This window comes from Tropicimonas aquimaris (assembly GCF_042676185.1).
GTDB classification, from domain to species: Bacteria; Pseudomonadota; Alphaproteobacteria; order Rhodobacterales; family Rhodobacteraceae; genus Tropicimonas; species Tropicimonas aquimaris.
Map to the genome: position 1 here is coordinate 182,628 of NZ_JBHTJT010000060.1, position 16,522 is coordinate 199,149.

Annotated in this window: 16 protein-coding genes and 1 pseudogene; 5 read left to right on the top strand and 12 right to left on the bottom strand. The window is 66.4% G+C overall.

The genetic code is table 11. The features are described from left to right. Positions 1-3: 3 nt before the first annotated feature. The 6 genes and pseudogenes from ACFQ2S_RS24110 to ACFQ2S_RS24135 all read right to left on the bottom strand — a co-directional run bounded on the left by ACFQ2S_RS24110 (position 4) and on the right by ACFQ2S_RS24135 (position 3,684). Entirely contained in the window at positions 4-957 is a 954-nt protein-coding gene (locus ACFQ2S_RS24110) for a TonB family protein (RefSeq protein WP_386079108.1), read from the bottom strand. Next, a complete protein-coding gene (locus ACFQ2S_RS24115; protein WP_386079111.1) occupies positions 954-1,343 on the bottom strand; it encodes an ExbD/TolR family protein in 390 nt (129 codons plus the stop codon). The genes ACFQ2S_RS24110 and ACFQ2S_RS24115 overlap by 4 nt, the downstream gene beginning before the upstream one ends. 3 nt (positions 1,344-1,346) lie before the next feature. After that, on the bottom strand, positions 1,347-1,685 hold the full coding sequence (locus tag ACFQ2S_RS24120; protein WP_386079113.1) for a biopolymer transporter ExbD: 339 nt from the start codon (positions 1,683-1,685) through the stop codon (positions 1,347-1,349). Between the two features lie 31 nt (positions 1,686-1,716). Next, positions 1,717-2,016 (bottom strand): annotated as a pseudogene (locus ACFQ2S_RS24125) (MotA/TolQ/ExbB proton channel family protein); the annotation flags it as partial. A 186-nt stretch (positions 2,017-2,202) separates the two neighbouring features. Continuing rightward, entirely contained in the window at positions 2,203-2,475 is a 273-nt protein-coding gene (locus ACFQ2S_RS24130; RefSeq protein ID WP_386079116.1) for a hypothetical protein, read from the bottom strand. 279 nt (positions 2,476-2,754) lie between these two features. After that, positions 2,755-3,684, bottom strand: coding sequence for a LysR family transcriptional regulator (locus tag ACFQ2S_RS24135; protein ID WP_386079118.1), 930 nt, complete (start codon positions 3,682-3,684; stop codon positions 2,755-2,757). A gap of 106 nt (positions 3,685-3,790) precedes the next feature. Here ACFQ2S_RS24135 and ACFQ2S_RS24140 point away from each other — a divergent pair, with 106 nt between their 5' ends. From ACFQ2S_RS24140 to ACFQ2S_RS24150, 3 genes are all read left to right on the top strand, one after another. Continuing rightward, a complete protein-coding gene (locus ACFQ2S_RS24140; protein ID WP_386079121.1) occupies positions 3,791-6,226 on the top strand; it encodes a GcvT family protein in 2,436 nt (811 codons plus the stop codon). A gap of 226 nt (positions 6,227-6,452) precedes the next feature. Then, positions 6,453-7,190: a dienelactone hydrolase family protein gene (locus tag ACFQ2S_RS24145; RefSeq protein ID WP_386079123.1), complete on the top strand. Its 738-nt coding sequence runs from the start codon at positions 6,453-6,455 to the stop codon at positions 7,188-7,190. A gap of 96 nt (positions 7,191-7,286) precedes the next feature. Then, positions 7,287-7,823 carry a histidine phosphatase family protein gene (locus ACFQ2S_RS24150; protein WP_386079125.1) on the top strand — a complete coding sequence of 179 codons (537 nt, stop codon included), beginning with the start codon at positions 7,287-7,289 and terminating at the stop codon, positions 7,821-7,823. 24 nt (positions 7,824-7,847) lie between these two features. Here the strand turns inward: ACFQ2S_RS24150 and ACFQ2S_RS24155 are convergent, their stop codons facing one another. From ACFQ2S_RS24155 to ACFQ2S_RS24175, 5 genes are all read right to left on the bottom strand, one after another. Then, the gene (locus ACFQ2S_RS24155; RefSeq protein WP_386079128.1) at positions 7,848-8,252 is read right to left on the bottom strand and encodes a c-type cytochrome; all 405 of its coding nucleotides are present in this window, start codon (positions 8,250-8,252) and stop codon (positions 7,848-7,850) included. 107 nt (positions 8,253-8,359) lie between these two features. Beyond that, positions 8,360-9,562, bottom strand: a complete 1,203-nt coding sequence (locus ACFQ2S_RS24160; RefSeq protein ID WP_386079382.1) for a lytic murein transglycosylase — start codon at positions 9,560-9,562, stop codon at positions 8,360-8,362. A gap of 148 nt (positions 9,563-9,710) precedes the next feature. After that, a complete protein-coding gene (locus ACFQ2S_RS24165; protein ID WP_386079131.1) occupies positions 9,711-10,250 on the bottom strand; it encodes a CIA30 family protein in 540 nt (179 codons plus the stop codon). A 129-nt stretch (positions 10,251-10,379) separates the two neighbouring features. Beyond that, a complete protein-coding gene (locus tag ACFQ2S_RS24170) occupies positions 10,380-10,877 on the bottom strand; it encodes a Hint domain-containing protein (protein ID WP_386079133.1) in 498 nt (165 codons plus the stop codon). 438 nt (positions 10,878-11,315) lie between these two features. Then, positions 11,316-11,738, bottom strand: coding sequence for a GlcG/HbpS family heme-binding protein (locus ACFQ2S_RS24175; RefSeq protein WP_386079136.1), 423 nt, complete (start codon positions 11,736-11,738; stop codon positions 11,316-11,318). 307 nt (positions 11,739-12,045) lie between these two features. On the opposite strand from ACFQ2S_RS24175, the gene ACFQ2S_RS24180 reads away from it, so the two are divergent. Continuing rightward, positions 12,046-13,152 carry an alkene reductase gene (locus ACFQ2S_RS24180; protein WP_386079138.1) on the top strand — a complete coding sequence of 369 codons (1,107 nt, stop codon included), beginning with the start codon at positions 12,046-12,048 and terminating at the stop codon, positions 13,150-13,152. 484 nt (positions 13,153-13,636) lie between these two features. Here ACFQ2S_RS24180 and ACFQ2S_RS24185 read toward each other — a convergent pair whose 3' ends face one another. Beyond that, the gene (locus ACFQ2S_RS24185) at positions 13,637-14,617 is read right to left on the bottom strand and encodes a zinc-binding dehydrogenase (protein WP_386079140.1); all 981 of its coding nucleotides are present in this window, start codon (positions 14,615-14,617) and stop codon (positions 13,637-13,639) included. Between the two features lie 237 nt (positions 14,618-14,854). Here ACFQ2S_RS24185 and ACFQ2S_RS24190 point away from each other — a divergent pair, with 237 nt between their 5' ends. Beyond that, a complete protein-coding gene (locus ACFQ2S_RS24190; protein WP_386079142.1) occupies positions 14,855-16,486 on the top strand; it encodes an FAD/NAD(P)-binding protein in 1,632 nt (543 codons plus the stop codon). Positions 16,487-16,522: the final 36 nt, after the last annotated feature.

A 16,522-nucleotide genomic window follows, 5' to 3' on the forward strand; every position in this document is an offset into this window, starting at 1 on the left:
GCCTCATCGCCCGCTGATCTTCACCGAATAGGACCGGCGCGCGCCCGGCGGCGGCGGGGGAAAGGGCACGGCGCGGCGGACTTGCGCCAATGCGGCCTCGTCGAGGCTGGGCGAGCTCGAACTCCGCGCGATCGAAATCGACGTAAGCGCACCATTGGCGCCGATGGCAAAGGCCACCACGGTTTCCCCCCGCGCGTTGGTGACCGAGCGCCGCGTCCGGTTGATCCGGGCGAAGACCTTGCCGGGGTAGTTGGGTTCGGCCGCATTGCCCTGCCTGCTCGACCGCCCCTCCGCTGCGCCGGCGGCCGTGGCCGTGGCCTCCGCCTGGCCCGTCGCCACACCTGCCCGGGCATTGGTGTCGGAATTTCCCCGCGCGCTCGCGACCGACCGTTTGGGTGGCTCGGCCTGCGTCTTCGCTGGCGCCGGCTGTGCAACATCCGCACGCGTCGGTCGCTCTGGCGGGCGCTCGGTCTGCGTCGGCGCGCGTTCGGTGGGGGCGTCCTTTGCGGCTTCCTCGTGGGGTGTCTCCGGCTCCGGCTCCATCGGATCCGGCGCGACCGCTCTGGCCGTCGCCACCGGCTCGACAGGCTTCGCCGCCTGCGGGACCGGGACGTCGGACGGCGCTTGCACAGTCGGCGCAACGCGGACGGGCCGCGATGCCTGGGCGGCAGTGGGCGCCATTGGCCTGGCCGTTGGGGCCGTCGGGGCGAGGCGCGCACTGGAGGCAGGCGGCGCAGAGTCCGCGACAGGCTGGCTGGACGCTTCCTTGACGACCTCAGGAGACAGAATGCCAGCGGACAAGTCGGCGAAGGAATTGCCCAGCACAGATATCTCTCCCGCCGCACCGCCCTCGATCTCGATCCGCGGCTGCGCAGCCTGCACCAGCAGAAACCCGCCATGTGTGGCCGCGGCGAGGGCGATGGCTGCCAGGGCGGCGCCTCTCGATCTCGGGATCATTGCAGCGCCCTCTCGGTCACGACCAGCACGCCGGCGGCCCCGGCCGCCCGCAGCTCGCCTCCGATGCGGACGAGATCCGCAGCCGGCAATTCCCGGTCCGGCACGACGCGGATTGCACCCTGCCTCACGTCCTCAGGCAGCTCGGCCAGAAAGCGCCCGACAGATTCCACCGTCCGCCCCCGCAGCGACAGCCGCCCGTCCGGATGGATGATCAGCGTGTCCGGCGGCTCGCGCGCCTCCAGCCCGCTGGTCTCGACAAGCGAAAGGTCGCTGTCGAGCGGCGGCGCCAGCGTCCCCGCGATCATGAAGAAGATCAGCATCAGGAACACCACGTTGATCAGCGCGATGGTCGGCTCCTTGCGGGCGGCGGATTTGCGGCGGACCATGGACTACCCCAGAACACTGGCGGTAAGCCCATCGACCCCGCGCAAGAGCGCGAGAAGGTCGACAAGCCGTTGGGAGGACGTCTCCGACATCAGGCTGATCAGCACGATCCGCTCTTCCCCGCCCATCAGCTCCGCCAGCGTCTCGGGAAGGGTGTCGAAGGCGATCGGTCGCCCGTTCAGCAGCAGGTCCTCCGCGGCAAGACGCAGGAACAGGACCGGCCGATCGCCGGCCAAGCCCCCTGCCCCGGAGCCATTGAGCTCGATCTCGCCGTACCTGGAGAACGTCGAGGACAACATGAAGAACAGCAGCAGCAGGAAGATGACGTCGATCAGCGACGTCATGGACAACCGCCCCCGCCGCCGGCGAACCGTCTCAAGCGCCATGGGCCATGCGGTCCATCTGCCACCGGGAACGCGGCGCGACCTCCCCCTTAGCGGGCGAGAACACGGTGCGCAGCGCGCGGTTGGCGACGGCGAGCCCCGCCGCGGTGGTCAGAAGCGCCACCCAGATGCCGCCCGCCAGAAGCGAGGGATCGACCGAAGACCCCGCCGTCTGCAACTGCCGGAACGCCTCGATCATGCCGAGCACGGTTCCGAAAAGCCCAAGAAGCGGCGCCAGCTGGGCGACCATGTCCAACGTCCCTAGCCCGTGTTCGAGCCGGTCGATGCAGGCGCCCTCGGCCAGCCCCCTCTCCCTCGCACGCATGCGCGCCATTGATTAGAACCGATCCGATCTCGCCGCATTCCAGCCCGTCGAACTGGAACTGCCGGAAACGGGGCCGGCCGGCAGGTCGTTGAGGTCGTTGAGGTCGAGAAGGGTCATCAGCGCGACCTGCCCTTCAAGGGAGAAGAGCACCGTCTAGTAAACCGCCTGATCGATATCCTGTGCGAAACCGTTCAGGATCAGGAAGCTCATCCGGCAGGTGCCCGGGAGATCCTCGGCCGAACTGAGCTCGATCGAAAGTCCGGCAGGAGCGTCCTCGCTCGCCGCAATCGCCGGGAAGATCACGAGCAAAACCAGGGCGCTCTTCAGAACGTGCAGCGTGCGGCGCGCCGAACGCAGCTTGGCCCAGCGCCGCACGTCCAGTTCGCATTTGCGGTTCGGTCCCGGCTTTTGCTGATGCCGCTTCACCATCCATCTCCTCTAATCCGGTCCCGGCGGCGCGCGCTCTGCCGGTCACCCGCCCACGCAAGACGCGGTCATGTGTTCAGTTTCTGGGAAGGCTGGGACACGTCAGTGTCTGGCTGACCGACTTATCGACAGAATTAATCGGACTTACAGGACACTTCATGGAGATTCTTGCAAACGCGGCTGTTCCGCCCCTCTTATAGAGCCGTCGTGACAGCGAGGCCTTGAAACGCGAACCGCGCCCCTATCTCCCTGCTGGTCGCTTCCGCGGTGCGCCTGGGGTCATTTCCCGCTGGAGACGACAAACCCCGCCCCATCCGGCCCGTCGAAGAAAGCAACGCAGGCGTCCATGAAAATCTGCGCCAGTTGCCGCGTTGGCCCGGGAGCAAAGCCGAGCGACAGAAGCACCCCGTTCGTTGCTCCCGCAATTGGCAAGCACCGAACGCCCTTGCCGGAATAGGCCGGGATATCCCGTGGGCGCATGTTCAGGAGAGAAACGCCGAGCCCTTGCGCGACAAGGGAACGGACCATCTCTGTCGAGTTTGCGGTCGCGGCAATCCTGAACGGCGCGCCGCTCTGGGTCAGAAGTTCGATGTAATAGCTGCGGGCAGCGGGTCGGTCGAGCAGTATGAGCGGCTCGCGCACGATCTCAGGGATCGACACCGCGTCCTGCTGCGCAAGGGCATGGTCCGCCGGGCAGAGGCAATACGTCGGCGCGAAGATCAACGGGCGGGTGGCTATCTGTGGGGTCGGCAGGTCCTCGACGAACAGGATGACATCGAACTGCCCGTCCATCAGCCCGGCTCGGATCGACATGTTGTCACCCTCGCTGAAGGAGAGCGTCACCTCGGGATGTGCCGCGAGAAGCTGCGCGGTGATCGCCGGGAAGAATGCCGGCGCGATCGGCGCGTTGTACCCGATGGCGAGGGTGCCCGACACGCCCGCCCGAAGATCGGAGACATCCGCCAGGAGCGCTTCGTACCGCTCCAGCAGATCGTCGATGCGCCGCTGCACCTCGCGCCCCGCCGCGGTCGGAAAGATACCTTTGGCCCGCGCCCGGGTCACCAACGCCATGCCGAAGGTCGCTTCGGCTTGCGCCAGCGCCGTCGAGATGGCGGAAGGCGCGACGTTCATCGCGTCGGCGGCGGCCGAGATGCTGCCCTTCTGGAGCGCCGCCTGAACATAGCGCATCGCGCGCAGGGACAAGGTCATCGACAAAACCTCTGATTCACAGATGAACTTTAGCTGATAAGTCTGTTTTTCAAATCAGGAAGCCTCTGGCAGGGTGACCGCAGTCGTGACAACGGGAATGCGCGCCATGAAATCCAGAACCAAGGTCGTGGTCATCGGCGGCGGGATCGCCGGATGTTCGACATTGTACCACCTGACGCAGGAAGGTTGGACGGACGTGGTCCTGGTCGAACGCGATGAACTGACCTCCGGCACCACCTGGCACTCGGCCGCTCAGGTGACGAATTTCGGCATGACGCAGACGATGGTCGGCCTGAAATCCCACTCAATTGCGCTTTACAAGAAGCTCCGGGACGATCCCGACTACCCGGTGGGTTACCACCACGGCGATGGGGGAATCCGGCTGGCGAACACCGAGGCCCAGATGCAGGGGTATCGGCATTTCGCCTCGATGGCGCGTGGCATGGGGGTGGAGTACGAGGTGATCGACGCGGCGGAATGCGCCCGCCGCCACCCGCTGATCTCGACCGAGAACCTCCTCGGCGGGCTCTGGGACGGCGAGGATGGCGATATCGATCCCGCGCAACTCTGCCAGGCTCTGGCCTTCCACGCCCGCAGGGCCGGGGCGGAGGTCTATCGCAACACCCCCGTGACGGGCCTGACGCAGCGCAGCGACGACACCTGGACCGTGCATACCGCCAAGGGCGACATCGACTGCGATATCGTCGTGAACGCCTGCGGCTACCGCGTGAACGAGGTGGGCGCGATGATGGGCGTGCAGCATCCCGTCGCCTCGATGGAGCACCAGTATTTCGTCACCGAGGACATTCCGGCCATCGCGGCCGCCGGGCACCGGATGCCGCTGCTGCGCTGCCCGATCAGCGACTACTACTGCCGGCAGGAGAAGGACGGGCTGTTGATCGGGTTCTACGAACAGGAGTGCAAGACCTGGGGCATGGACGGCATCGACCCCGGCTTTTCCAACGACCTGTGCCCGGACGATCTCGACAGGATCATGGACGTGCTGGAGGGCGCCTTCGCCCGAATGCCGGTTCTCACCGAAGTCGGCATCAAGCGCGTCGTCAACGGGCCGATCACCTATACGATCGACGGCGCCCCCCTGGTCGGCCCCATCCCCGGCAAGCGCAATGCCTATTGCATCATCGGCCTGCGCGCCGGCCTCGGTGAAGGCGGCGGGCACGGATGGTTGCTGGCCCAGCAAATCGTCCATGGCGAGGCCTGCTACGACACCTGGGTGATCGACCCGCGCCGTTTCACCGGCCACGCGACCGTGGAGCTGACCGCCCTCAAGGCGATCGAGGACTACCAGAACGAGTTCCGCTTCCACTTCCCCCACGAGCACCGCCCCGCCGGGCGTCCCGCCAAGACCACGCCCCTGACTCCGGTGCTTGCCACCGAAGGGGCCGACTTCACGGTGGTGAACGGCTGGGAACGGGTGGATTACATCAAGCCGTCGCCCGATTTCCACTTCACGCCCAGTTTCGATTTCGACGAGACCTTCGATATCGTTGCCGCCGAGGTCCGCAATGTCGCCGAGAACGTCGGGCTGACCGAGGTCAACGGGTTCAACCGGATCGAGATCACCGGCGCGGATCGCCACGCCTTTCTCGACCGGCTGTTCTGCGGCGCCGTGAAGAAGCGCGAGGGCCGTGTCGGGCTCGGCTATCTGCTGAACCACCTCGGCAACATCAAGGCCGAAGCGACGCTGGCGAACCTGCCGGCCTCAGACCGGGGCCCGGCCCGCGTCTGGTACGGGTCGGCTGCGGCGTCGGAATACCACGACATGGATTGGCTGAGCGCCCATCTGCGACCGGACGAGGATGTCCAGCTGCGCAGCCTGACCAACGATCAGACGATCCTGGTCCTCGCGGGCCCGAAGGCGCGGGCGGTGCTGTCAGGCTGCGCCCGTGGGGATTGGTCGGCGGAGGCCTTTCCCTGGCTGTCCGTGCGCGAATGCCAGGTCGGCTTTGCGCCCGCGACGATCCTGGGGGTCAGCTTCTCGGGCGAGCTCGCCTACGAGATCCACGTCCCCAACGCGTCGCTCCATGCCGCCTACCTGGCGCTTCGTGCGGCGGGCGAAGCCCATGGCCTGAAACTCTTCGGAGCCCGGGCCGTCGAGTCGATGCGGTTGGAGAAAGGCTTCCTGCACTGGAAGGCGGAGCTCATCACCGAGTTCGATCCTTTCGAGACCGGCCTGTCGCGGTTCGTGAAGCTGCACAAGGGAGCCTTCGTCGGGAAGGTCGCCCTGCTGGATCGTCACGCGGAGGGTCCGCGCCGGAAGCTGGTCACGCTGAAAATCGACGCCAGCGACGCCCCTGCACACCCTGGCGCATCCCTGATGCACGACGGCAGGGTGGTCGGGACGATCACTTCGGCTGCCTACGGGCATCGCGTGGACCTGAACCTCGCCCTCGCCTTCGTCGAGCCCGGACACGCGGAGATCGGCTCCGTGACTCAGGTGGATCTCTGCGGCAGGCTCGCGGCTGCGGAAGTCATTCCTCCCTCCCCCTACGACCCGGCCTTCAGCCGGATGAGGAGCTGACGGACCGCACTTCGACGAATTGCTCGATCCCTGCGATCCCGCGGCAGCGTAGACCTTGCCGCGGGGAGCGTTTTCCGAAGGCGGAGCGGGTTTGGCCGTCTCGGCAACCTGCTTCTCCCTGCCCCAACCGCCCTCCGCGAGATTTGCCTGAAGTTCATGCCGCGCTACCTCTCCGTCCATCGAAGATTTACCGCCGCGGATCGCGGCACAGAGGATTGGAGGAAACATGCGCGCTGCAACGATCATTCTGGCATCCACCTTTGCCGCCACGTCCGCCTGGGCGGAAGACGTCCCATATACCATCGATGGCGAAGCCTTCACCGGCTACTGGGCCGAGGCCGCCGATCCCAAGGGCCTCGTGGTCATCGTGCACGATTGGGACGGGATGACCGACTACGAGCGGCAGCGCGCCGACATGCTGGCCGAGATGGGATACAACGCCTTTGCGCTGGACATGTTCGGCAATGACACCCCGACCGACACGGTCGATCACCGGCGGGCCGCGACGGGCGCGCTCTACCAGGATCGGGAGCGCATGAGGGCCCTGCTGCAGGCCGGGGTGGAACAGGCCCGCGAGCGCTCCAGCGTCGATGAGATGGTGGTGAAGGGCTACTGCTTCGGTGGCGCGGTCGCACTCGAAATGGCGCGCAGCGACATGGGCGATCTGGCCCGCGGCTACGCAACCTTTCACGGTGGCCTGAACACTCCGGAAGGACAGTCATGGAACGGCGACGAGCCGCCGCTTCTGGTGCTGCATGGCGGCGCCGATACGTCGATCACCATGCAGGATGTCGCCACGCTGGCGACGGAACTCGAGGAATCCGGCAACACCTACACGATCGAGGTCTATTCCAACGCGCCGCACGCGTTCACGGTGTTCGGCTCGGACCGCTACCAGGAACGCGCGGACGCCGCGAGCTGGGAGGCCTTTTCGCAGTTCCTCGGAGACCAGCTCCAAGGGTGAGCCCGTCCAACCGGCTCCCGTCGGCCGCAAGGGCCGGCGGGGCATGAACATGTCACCGTCAAAGTGGCTGCACAGACCCGACCGGCAGAACCGAAGATGAAGTATATCGTCATCGCCCTATGCGCCTTTGCTTCGATGGCAAGCGCCGACGATTGGGATGCCCTGACCGAGCCGGGCTCCATTGCCGTCATGCGCCACGCCCTCGCTCCGGGCACCGGCGATCCGGCGGCATTTACCCTCGGGGATTGCGCGACGCAGCGAAACCTGGACGAGCGCGGGCGCGAGCAGGCGCGGATGATCGGAGAGGCGTTGCGCGAGCGTGGCATCACCTTCGATCGGGTTCTCACGAGCCAATGGTGCCGGACGCGGGAAACGGCCGCACTTCTCGATGTCGGCCCCGTCTCCGATGCACCCGTCCTGAATTCCTTCTTCGAGGATTTCTCGACACGAGAGCGTCAGACGCGAGAGGCACTTGACCTGATCGCGCAATCCGACGGGCATATCCTGCTCGTTTCGCACCAAGTCAACATTTCGGCGCTGACCGGGCGCGGCACCCGGTCGGGGGAGATCCTCGCGATACAGTTGACCGACGACGGTGTGGAAGTGACAGGCAGCGTTCTGATCGACCCGTAACCGCCGGACGACCGCCGGGACCGGTCACTGCGCCTGCAGCGTCTCGAGATAGGCCACCACACTTGCTAGGGTCAGGCTCATCATCATGGACTGTCCGCTCGGCAGGCGGACAAGCACGCTCTCACCCACGTCGAAGAATTGTCCGAAGAGCGGCATGTCGCCGCCATGCGCCAAAAGCGGCGTCCGCCCGTCGGTCTTCATCGCCACCGTGTCGGTCGGAAAGGCGCCCCCGTTCCGCGCGGCAAGGCCCGTCAAATCCGGCGTGACCACGGAAAGTATCTCCGCCATCGGACCCACGCCCTGCGCGTCGAAGCCATGGCATTGCGCGCAATAGGACATGTAGATGTCCCGCCCGAGTTCCGGGTCCGGCTCCTGGGCCGAGACCCCGCCCGCGGCCAGCAAAGCCGCCACGATCAATCGCTTCCGCATCCGATCCACCTCCCATGTCCCTGTGCGCCCGCTGGCAATCATACCCGATCTCCCGAACCTTCGCAGCAACCGGCGCATACCCTCTGACCGAGGATCGCATGGTCCGCTCAAGGGCGAAGACTGTCCTTCATCCATGCCTCCGGGAAACAGGTCGCCGGACGCCCCGATGCCTCCTGCCACCGACCGATCGAACGGCGTGTCTTGAACCCCGGCAGCCCGTCCACGCCGCCGACGTCATGGCCCTCTGTCTCCAGCGCGCGCTGCATTTCGGCCACGTCCGACCGGTAGAGACCGCCGACCTCGCCCCAACGGCCGGCAAAATCCCCCATCCCGTGCTGGATGCGGTCCCCGATGTGACCGACGAAGAGCGCGTAGAGATCGCTCATGTTGTAATCCTTCAGAACGTAGAAGTTCGGTGTCACGACGAAGGCCGGCCCGTTGCGCCCGGCCGGCATCAGCAGGAACCCCTCGGCCCCACGTTCGGCCTCGGGAAACGGGCGCCCGGAGACCCGCACGATTCCCATGCTCTCCCAGTCCCGGATCGGGCGCCCCTGGTCCGGGCCCTCCAGCGTGCAGGACACGGAGGGCGGCACGACGACCTCGAAGCCCCAGTCCCGGCCGGCATCCCAGCCGTGGCGAGCGAGGTAGGTTCCGATCGACGCGATGGTATCGGCCTCGGACCCCCAGATATCCGCGCGCCCATCGCCGTCGCCGTCGGCGGCGTAACCGAGAAAACTCGACGGCATGAACTGGGGCTGGCCAAGCGCGCCGGCCCAGCTGCTCTTCATCGAGCGGGCCGAGACGTGGCCTTCCTCGGCGATGACCAGCGCGGCGATCAGCTCCTCGGTGAAATACCCCGCCCGGGTGCTCATGAAGCCCTTCGTGCCGAGCACCTCGAAGGCATCGTGCGGGATGTCCACACGACCGTATCCGCTCTCGCGCCCCCAGACAGCCAGGATGATCCGCCCCGGAACCCCGGTGCGTTTCTCGACGGCCGCCAGCGTGGCGGCATGGCGACGGGCCATATCCCTGCCCACCGACGTCGCCCCATCGATCGCGCCGCGGCTGAAGTAACGTCCGGGCGAGCCGAACTCCGCTTGCCGCTGTCGCTTGGGCGTCGCCGGCTTCGATCCGGGCGGGACGAGGTCCGGCAAGTCCCAGTTCAGTTTCACACCGTCGAATGCCGCTTCGAACGTGCCGCGGCTGACGCCCTTCGCGCTGGCCCGCGGCCACACCGTCTGCTCGAGCCACGTGCGGTATTGCTGCGCGACCTGCGCTCGGTCCTGGGCCATACCGGGCCCGGCTGCCATCAGGAGAACGGCCAGCAACAGCCGGCGGATGGCATTGGATCGAGGCGTCATTTCTCTGGCAATCGGCATCGTACACGGCCCTGGGATTGTCTTGTTACCCCCACCATCGCAGCCGCCCGCACCGATGCAACCCGGCATTTTCGGGCGATCATGCTTCCGGCCGACCGCCGCCGTAGAACCGGATATCCGCAATGGCGACGTCGGCCTCGAAGGCTCGCCCGATGGCGACCACGCCGATCCTGCGCAGCCGTTCCAGCCTGAGCGGTTGCTCCGTGCGGTGCGGGGTGAACTCCGCGAAGGGCAGGAAGACCGTCGTCCAGTCGGGCGTGGCTCGGAAGGCGTGACGGAAGGATTCCCACGGGCGACGGATGTCCGACGTGCGGAGGTGCAGGTTGTAGTCCTGATCGTTGCCGAACACGTCGAGCCGCAGCCCGGTCCAGCGGCGCGCATCCACCGCTTCCCCGCCCGTCGCAAGGTCGAGCGCGAGTTGCAGGAAACCGCCGTTGTTCTCCAGACTGACGCCGCCCGTAAGGCGGATCGCGTCCCGGCCAACCACCCGCTCGCGAGACATCTCACCGGCGGAGACGCCTCCCATCACGCGGTCGGAGACCAGCGCCCAGCGGGTTCCCACCGTCGCCACAGGCGGTTCGAAGCGAAGATCATCAATAACGTCGGGTGCTTCGTGCACCTCCAGCTCCTCTTCAGGGGGCCAACAGAGTTCCCACCGACCTTATCCGAGATGTAGCACGGCGAGGCACCAAGGCACCCGCCGCCCGATCATGACCCTGCTGCGCCAATCTGCAGGATCGGATCCGCCCTAGGCGTCAGGCCCCGCGCATTGCAGTCCGATACCCTCGATCGGGACAAATTCTTCCTTGTCGAACATCAGTCGCACATATGTAAGCGGTCCGGCGGACGCAGGATCCTGAGCGACATACCTGCCGATGTCGATGGCGGGCACCACGCGGACCGCGTCCCTCGAACGCGCACCGGCCACGAGCACCGGCTGGCCGGGCGCAAGATGAAGCTTTCTCGGAGCGGACCGGAGATGCGAGGCGGCGCTCGCCACCTCGACAGGCCGCGCCTCGGGCTGCGCCTCGAGGAAGTCCTCGTCGAAACGGTAGGTCCGCACAGCCCGGACGGGCTTGAAGCGCCCCTTACCGACATGCACCGGATCTCCCTTCCGGATCAGGTGCGCGGGAACCATGCCGAAGGAGGTCTCGACCAAGGTCGGACCGGCAATCCCCTGCAGCTTGCGATACGCGCTTTCACCGGGCTCCTGCCCCGCCCGTCCCCGAGCGGATGGTGCACGCAAGGGCGCTTGGCACCCCAAAGACGGTCTATCGAATATCCCGGCCATGTCCGACTCACGCTCCGGCTGCGGAGCAGCGCCTGACCAACAGGCGGCGTACGGCACCAGGGATGGCGACCGAGGGAACGGTGGCGCCAAGGAGCGCCCGAGCATCGGCTCGCAGGCAGCGGTCGGGAACGATCAACGCGGCAAAGAAAGCGACCATCGCGACCAACGGGACGAACTCGTACATAAACAGGATCCTTACAGAACAAACACTGGCAGGCCGGCAGGCCCACAACGCATCTAAACCGCTGGTGACGTTTGATTCACCATGCCAAAAGGTGCAGGCACGCCGCAGGTTACCCAACGATACCCTGCAGCGCACCCAAACTGTTTCCATGCTGACCCCAACACCGCGATGTGCACGCGATATGGCCGGGTCTCGGCCCCAGGGGGCGTCTAGCGTTGCGCCTCGAGTCTATCGATGCCGGCCTGAGCGACCTCCATGTCCTGCGCGGGCGTTCCGGAACTGACACCGATGCCCCCCACGACGTCGCCACCGTCCAGCACAGGCAGACCGCCACCAACCACCATCAGTCGCCCGCCGATCGCCGAAGCGATCCCGTAGGCGGGCGCGCCCGGCTGGCTCGCGGCCCCATATTCATGGGTCGCCTTCTTCGCGCCCGACGCGGTGTAGCTCTTGTCGATGGCGATGGTGATCGACGTGACCTTTCCGCCGGTCATGCGTTCGAATGCCAACAGGTTGCCGGCCTCATCGGTGATCGCGATGCACATCGGCACGCCGATCTCTTCTGCCTTCTCGCGCGCCCCGGCGATGAGAATGCGGGCGTCCTCCACGTCCAGGCTTCTGATTGTTCGCATTGTATCTTCTTCCTCCTCATGTCGGCTGGAAGGCCGACCCAGTCATCCGACGTCCCACAACGGCGAGCGGCGTGAGCAAAGCGGTTCGTTCGTTCTCGGGGTCTGGATTTGCTCCAGTGGTCTGCCCCACTGAGCGGTCCGAACCCAGTGGTAGTGCAAGCCGGGCCACGGTTCCACCCAGATGATGAGTTGCGGGCCGCTCTCCGATGCAAGGTACACACAGGTCCGAAGCTTGCGATGTCGCGGTGCAGGGCATAGCGTCTGCCGGGAACACATCCTCGGGCCGGATTGAGAGGCTATTGCTAAGATGACGGATCTTTTCTCGGCGCTGGACATGGGCGATCTCAGCCTGGGCCACAGGGTGATCATGGCGCCGCTGACACGGATGCGCGCCGCTGCTCCGCAGTACGCCCCCACCGACATGATGGTCGAGTATTATCGCCAGAGGGCAAGCGCCGGCGGCCTTATCATAACGGAAGCAACCCATGTCTCACAGTCCGGGAGGGGGGCCCCTGACACGCCCGGCATCTACACGGCCGAGCAGGAGGACGCATGGCGGAAGGTGGCCGAGGCGATTCACGCGAAGGGCGGCCTCGGGGTCATGCAGCTTTGGCACATGGGACGGCTTTCGCACCCTTCCTATCAGCCGGACGGTGGCGCGCCATTCGCACCCTCTGCGGTCCGCGCGGATGTGGATGTGGTGCTTCCGGACCGGCGACGCGTGCCCTGCCCGACGCCGCGGGAAATAGAGACGGGTGACATTCCTAGGCTCGTCGACGCCTACGTTGCCGCGGCCCGGCGCGCGATCTCGGCCGGCTTCGACGGCGTCGAGATCCATGCAGCCAACGGCTATCTGCTTGAACAGTTTCTACAGTCTCGCAGCAATCGCCGAACCGACGACTATGGCGGTTCGATTGAAGCGCGCTGCAGGCTCGTCGTGGAAATCACTCAAGCCGTCGCAAACGCCGTCGGCGCCTCCCGTGTCGGAATCCGCCTGACGCCCTATGGCATTGCCAATGACAGCGGAGAGGATGATCCCTTCCCGCTCTACGCACATCTGATCGGTGAACTGGACAAGCTCGGCCTTGCCTATCTTCACCTGATCGAGCCACGCGCCAGCGGTGCGGGCCAGAAGGATGTCGACCATCAGGGCGTGCCGTCGGCCGCCCGGCTCTATCGCCCGATCTGGAACGGGGCGTTGATCGCGGCGGGCAACTTCAACGGAGACAGCGCGCAAGCCATGGTTGCCGAGGGAGCGGCCGACGCCATCGCGTTCGGGCGCTTTTTCATTTCCAACCCCGACCTGCCGGAACGCCTCCGTCTCGGCGCCGACTTGACGCCCTATGACCGGCCGACGTTCTACACACCCGGTGCGGAGGGCTACATCGACTATCCCCGACTTGGAGCGACCTGAAGCCGAGCGCCTCGAGGGCAAACGGTATTGACCTTCCCGGTTGTCGAGACTGCCTTCGATGGCACGGGCGGCGGTCAGGAACAGGAAGCCGAAGCGCATCCATCCACCGAAGTTTCGCAGCCGTTTGACACTCAGTCGGGCGACGGGCAATCCGGGCACAGCCGGTTCCCTCTGCGGTGCCTTTCCATCCGGGGCAACGCGTCAAGCTTCCTCCTCGGCCTTTCCAGCCAAATTCGGCTTGACGCGTCGCGCAGCACGAGCGACTGGGATACCTGCCGCATGGGCTGGCTCAGTGGCGTCCCTCGCTGCCGGTTACCTCGCTCAGCCCGATGACGGGGGAAGGGCATCGGCAAGCTCAGAGACGATCAGTTTGATTTCGTCGATGGGCGCGCATACCCCGACCATTTTCGGGCGCGCGACTGGTCACGCGACGCGGCCATGGCCCACCCTCCGTTATGGCACCGAAGAGTGTGCGTCGCGACGATCACGGACGGATCATGATCTTGCCGCCGCGCCCGGGCGTCAGCGCCGCCTTCACGGCATCGGCAATGTCCTCGATTGCGAAATGCCCACCGTCGTCCAGCGCGATCTTGCCGTTTGCGGCGAGGGTCACGAGTTCGCCGATCAACCGCATGCGCATCTGCGGATCCATCTCGCGGCTGACACGCGCGCCCCAGAACCCCTTGACCGTGATGTGCTTCATGATCAGCGCGCCCGAAGACAGCGGCATCGGGGCGCCGGTGGCCGTCCCGAAAACGACGAGTTCGCCATCCTCACCCAGAAGTTCGACGAGATCGCCCGCCGTCTCGCCCCCAACCGAGTCGATCGCCGAGACGGCCCCGCCCGGACCGACCAGTTCGCGCGCGCGGTCCAGCCAGCCCGGCTCCGAGGTCGACAGGACGTTCTCCGCCCCGATCTGCCGGAGCTCCTCGGCCGCCTCGGGCCGGCGCACCAGGTTCAGCAGGTGAATGCCCCGGGCCTTCGCGAGCGAGACCATGATCTTGCCCACCGCGCCGTTGGCCGCCGTCTCGACGATCCAGTCGCCCTCCTTCGCCCGCAACGTCTCGAGCAGCGACAACGCCGAGAACGGCATGGCGATCAGCTGAGCGCCCGCGGAATCGGGAATGGCGTCTGGCAAGGGCAGGATGGTTCCGGCCGGCGCCGTGAAGAACTCCGCCCAGGTGCCATGCACGCCGGCGACGGCAACCCGCTTTCCAACCATCGCGGCATCGACGCCCTCGCCCACAGCCTCGACGGTGCCGAGCGCCTCGGTGCCACCGATGGCGCCGGGCAACTCGGGTTTGTAGCCGTAGTTGCCGCGCACCGTCCAAAGGTCGTGGTTGTGGATCGGCGAGAGCTTCATTCGAACAAGCACCTCGCCCGCACCGGGTTTCGGCGCGTCGACGTCACGGGCGACAAGGACTTCGGCGGGATCACCGAAGGTATCGTGGACTGCAGCTTTCACGGGCAAGTTCCTTTCAAATCTGACCTTTTCCGCCGGGAGGACAGCGGAGCTGATCGTCATGTAGGTATGCGGGCCGGGCCGAGCACCCCATCGAGGGCTTGACCAAACGTAACAGATCGCCCCGAACGGGTCTGGACCGGCCTTTGAACAAAACCCGTTCTCAAAGCGTTGCCTTGGTCAGCGGGTGGAAGAGCCTCACATCGTCGGACGGGCAATACGCAGCAGAGGGACGCGACATTGAACAGGTTTGGTGACACGGCACGGATTGCGGTGATCGGCCTCGGGCCTCGGGGACTCGGCGCGCTGGAAGCCCTGGCTGAAGGCTGCCCCGCCGGAACCGGCCCAATCCGGGTCGATGTCTTCGACCCGTTCCCGGCGCCCGGCGCGGGGCCCAACTTTGCACCGGACGAAAGCCCGCTCTGCCTGCTGAACATTCCGATCCGGGATATCGCCATCCGCCCACCCGGCTATTCCCGCTGCGGTGACTTCGCGGACTGGCTCGCACAGGACGCCGAGCCCGACACCTTCCCCACCCGGTCGGACCTCGGCCGCTACCTTCAGGTCCGGCTAGGGGAGCTGCTGGCGCATGAGGCCCTGTCCATCACCCTGATCCCCGAGCCCGTGGAAGGGCTCACCCGCGCGCCCGATGGCTGGCGAGTGCAGGCGAAAGGCGCGCGGCCGGCGCCCTACGACGAGGTCCTGCTGACACCGGGCCAGCCGGCGGTCACACCAGACGAGCAATGGGCCGGCTGGCAGGACCACGCCGCGCATTCGATGGCCGAGGTGCACCAAGCCTATCCGGCGACACGGCTGATCGAGGCGGCCGGAGGCTGGAACGGAAAGACGGTGGGCATTCGCGGCATGGGTCTCTCGGCCTATGACGTGCTGCGCTGCCTGACCACCGCGCAGGGCGGCGTGTTCCGCGATGGGCGATACATCCCGTCCGGACGCGAGCCCGCGCGGATCGTACCCTTCTCACTCGACGGCAAGCCGCCCTTTCCCAAGCCGGAGACCGAGGCGATCGATGCGTGGTTCACCCCGCTGGAGGGCGAAACGCGGGCGTTCTCGATGGCCATCGAAGAGGCCGCCGAAGCGGCGCCTGAGAGCGCAAGACAACGCGTCACCGAAGCGCTGGCACCCGTGGCCTCGCGCATCCTGGCAGAGATCGGGGCGACTGACCGGGCGTTCGACGTCGCCGCCTGGCTGCAGACCGAATGGGACGCCGCCGGCACGCAGGAAACCCGTGGCCCGCTCGACATGCTGCACCACGGCATCGCCCTTGCAGAGGGGACAGAGCCGCCGACGATCGGCTATGCCGTCGGACAGGTCTGGCGCAAATGGCAGGACAAGATCCGGGCGGGTTTCAATCCCGCGCAGACGTCGCCCGAAACGGCGCGCCTTCTGATCGGGTTCGACGAGGGGTTGAAACGATACTCCTACGGCCCGCCGGTGTCCTCCGCGCGCGAGATGGCGGCGCTGGTCGAGGCGGGACTGGCAGACCTGAACCTCGCCACCGATCCGGAAATCGAGATGTGCGACGCAGGGTGGAAGCTCGAGAGCAAGGGGCGGCGCGCCGAGGTCTCGGTGATGATTGACGCGGTCCTGCCGTCGCCGGACCTCGCGACCGTCAGAGACCCGCTCATATCGGACCTTGTGTCCAAGGGGCACCTTACCGCGGCTGGGGACGATCTCGCGGCGTCGATCAACCCCGAGGGTCAGGTGATCGGACGCGACGGATCGGTGCGCGACGGGCTGTGCCTGCTCGGGCGACTGGCGCTCGGGAGCGTCATCGCGGTGGATTCCCTGCACGACTGCTTTGGCGAGGCCTCGAGGCGTTGGGCACAAGGCGTGCTGCGGGGTCTCGGCTGAGCAATCCTCACCCCCAGCGCGACGCCATCGGCACCC

Excerpts from the sequence above, each read along its gene's own strand:
- ACFQ2S_RS24110 (WP_386079108.1), bottom strand. The coding sequence starts at position 957 with ATGATCCCGAGATCGAGAGGCGCCGCCCTGGCAGCCATCGCCCTCGCC.
- ACFQ2S_RS24115 (WP_386079111.1), bottom strand. The coding sequence starts at position 1,343 with ATGGTCCGCCGCAAATCCGCCGCCCGCAAGGAGCCGACCATCGCGCTG.
- ACFQ2S_RS24120 (WP_386079113.1), bottom strand. The coding sequence starts at position 1,685 with ATGACGTCGCTGATCGACGTCATCTTCCTGCTGCTGCTGTTCTTCATG.
- ACFQ2S_RS24135 (WP_386079118.1), bottom strand. The coding sequence starts at position 3,684 with ATGACCTTGTCCCTGCGCGCGATGCGCTATGTTCAGGCGGCGCTCCAG.
- ACFQ2S_RS24140 (WP_386079121.1), top strand. The coding sequence starts at position 3,791 with ATGAAATCCAGAACCAAGGTCGTGGTCATCGGCGGCGGGATCGCCGGA.
- ACFQ2S_RS24145 (WP_386079123.1), top strand. The coding sequence starts at position 6,453 with ATGCGCGCTGCAACGATCATTCTGGCATCCACCTTTGCCGCCACGTCC.
- ACFQ2S_RS24150 (WP_386079125.1), top strand. The coding sequence starts at position 7,287 with ATGAAGTATATCGTCATCGCCCTATGCGCCTTTGCTTCGATGGCAAGC.
- ACFQ2S_RS24155 (WP_386079128.1), bottom strand. The coding sequence starts at position 8,252 with ATGCGGAAGCGATTGATCGTGGCGGCTTTGCTGGCCGCGGGCGGGGTC.
- ACFQ2S_RS24160 (WP_386079382.1), bottom strand. The coding sequence starts at position 9,562 with ATGGCAGCCGGGCCCGGTATGGCCCAGGACCGAGCGCAGGTCGCGCAG.
- ACFQ2S_RS24175 (WP_386079136.1), bottom strand. The coding sequence starts at position 11,738 with ATGCGAACAATCAGAAGCCTGGACGTGGAGGACGCCCGCATTCTCATC.
- ACFQ2S_RS24180 (WP_386079138.1), top strand. The coding sequence starts at position 12,046 with ATGACGGATCTTTTCTCGGCGCTGGACATGGGCGATCTCAGCCTGGGC.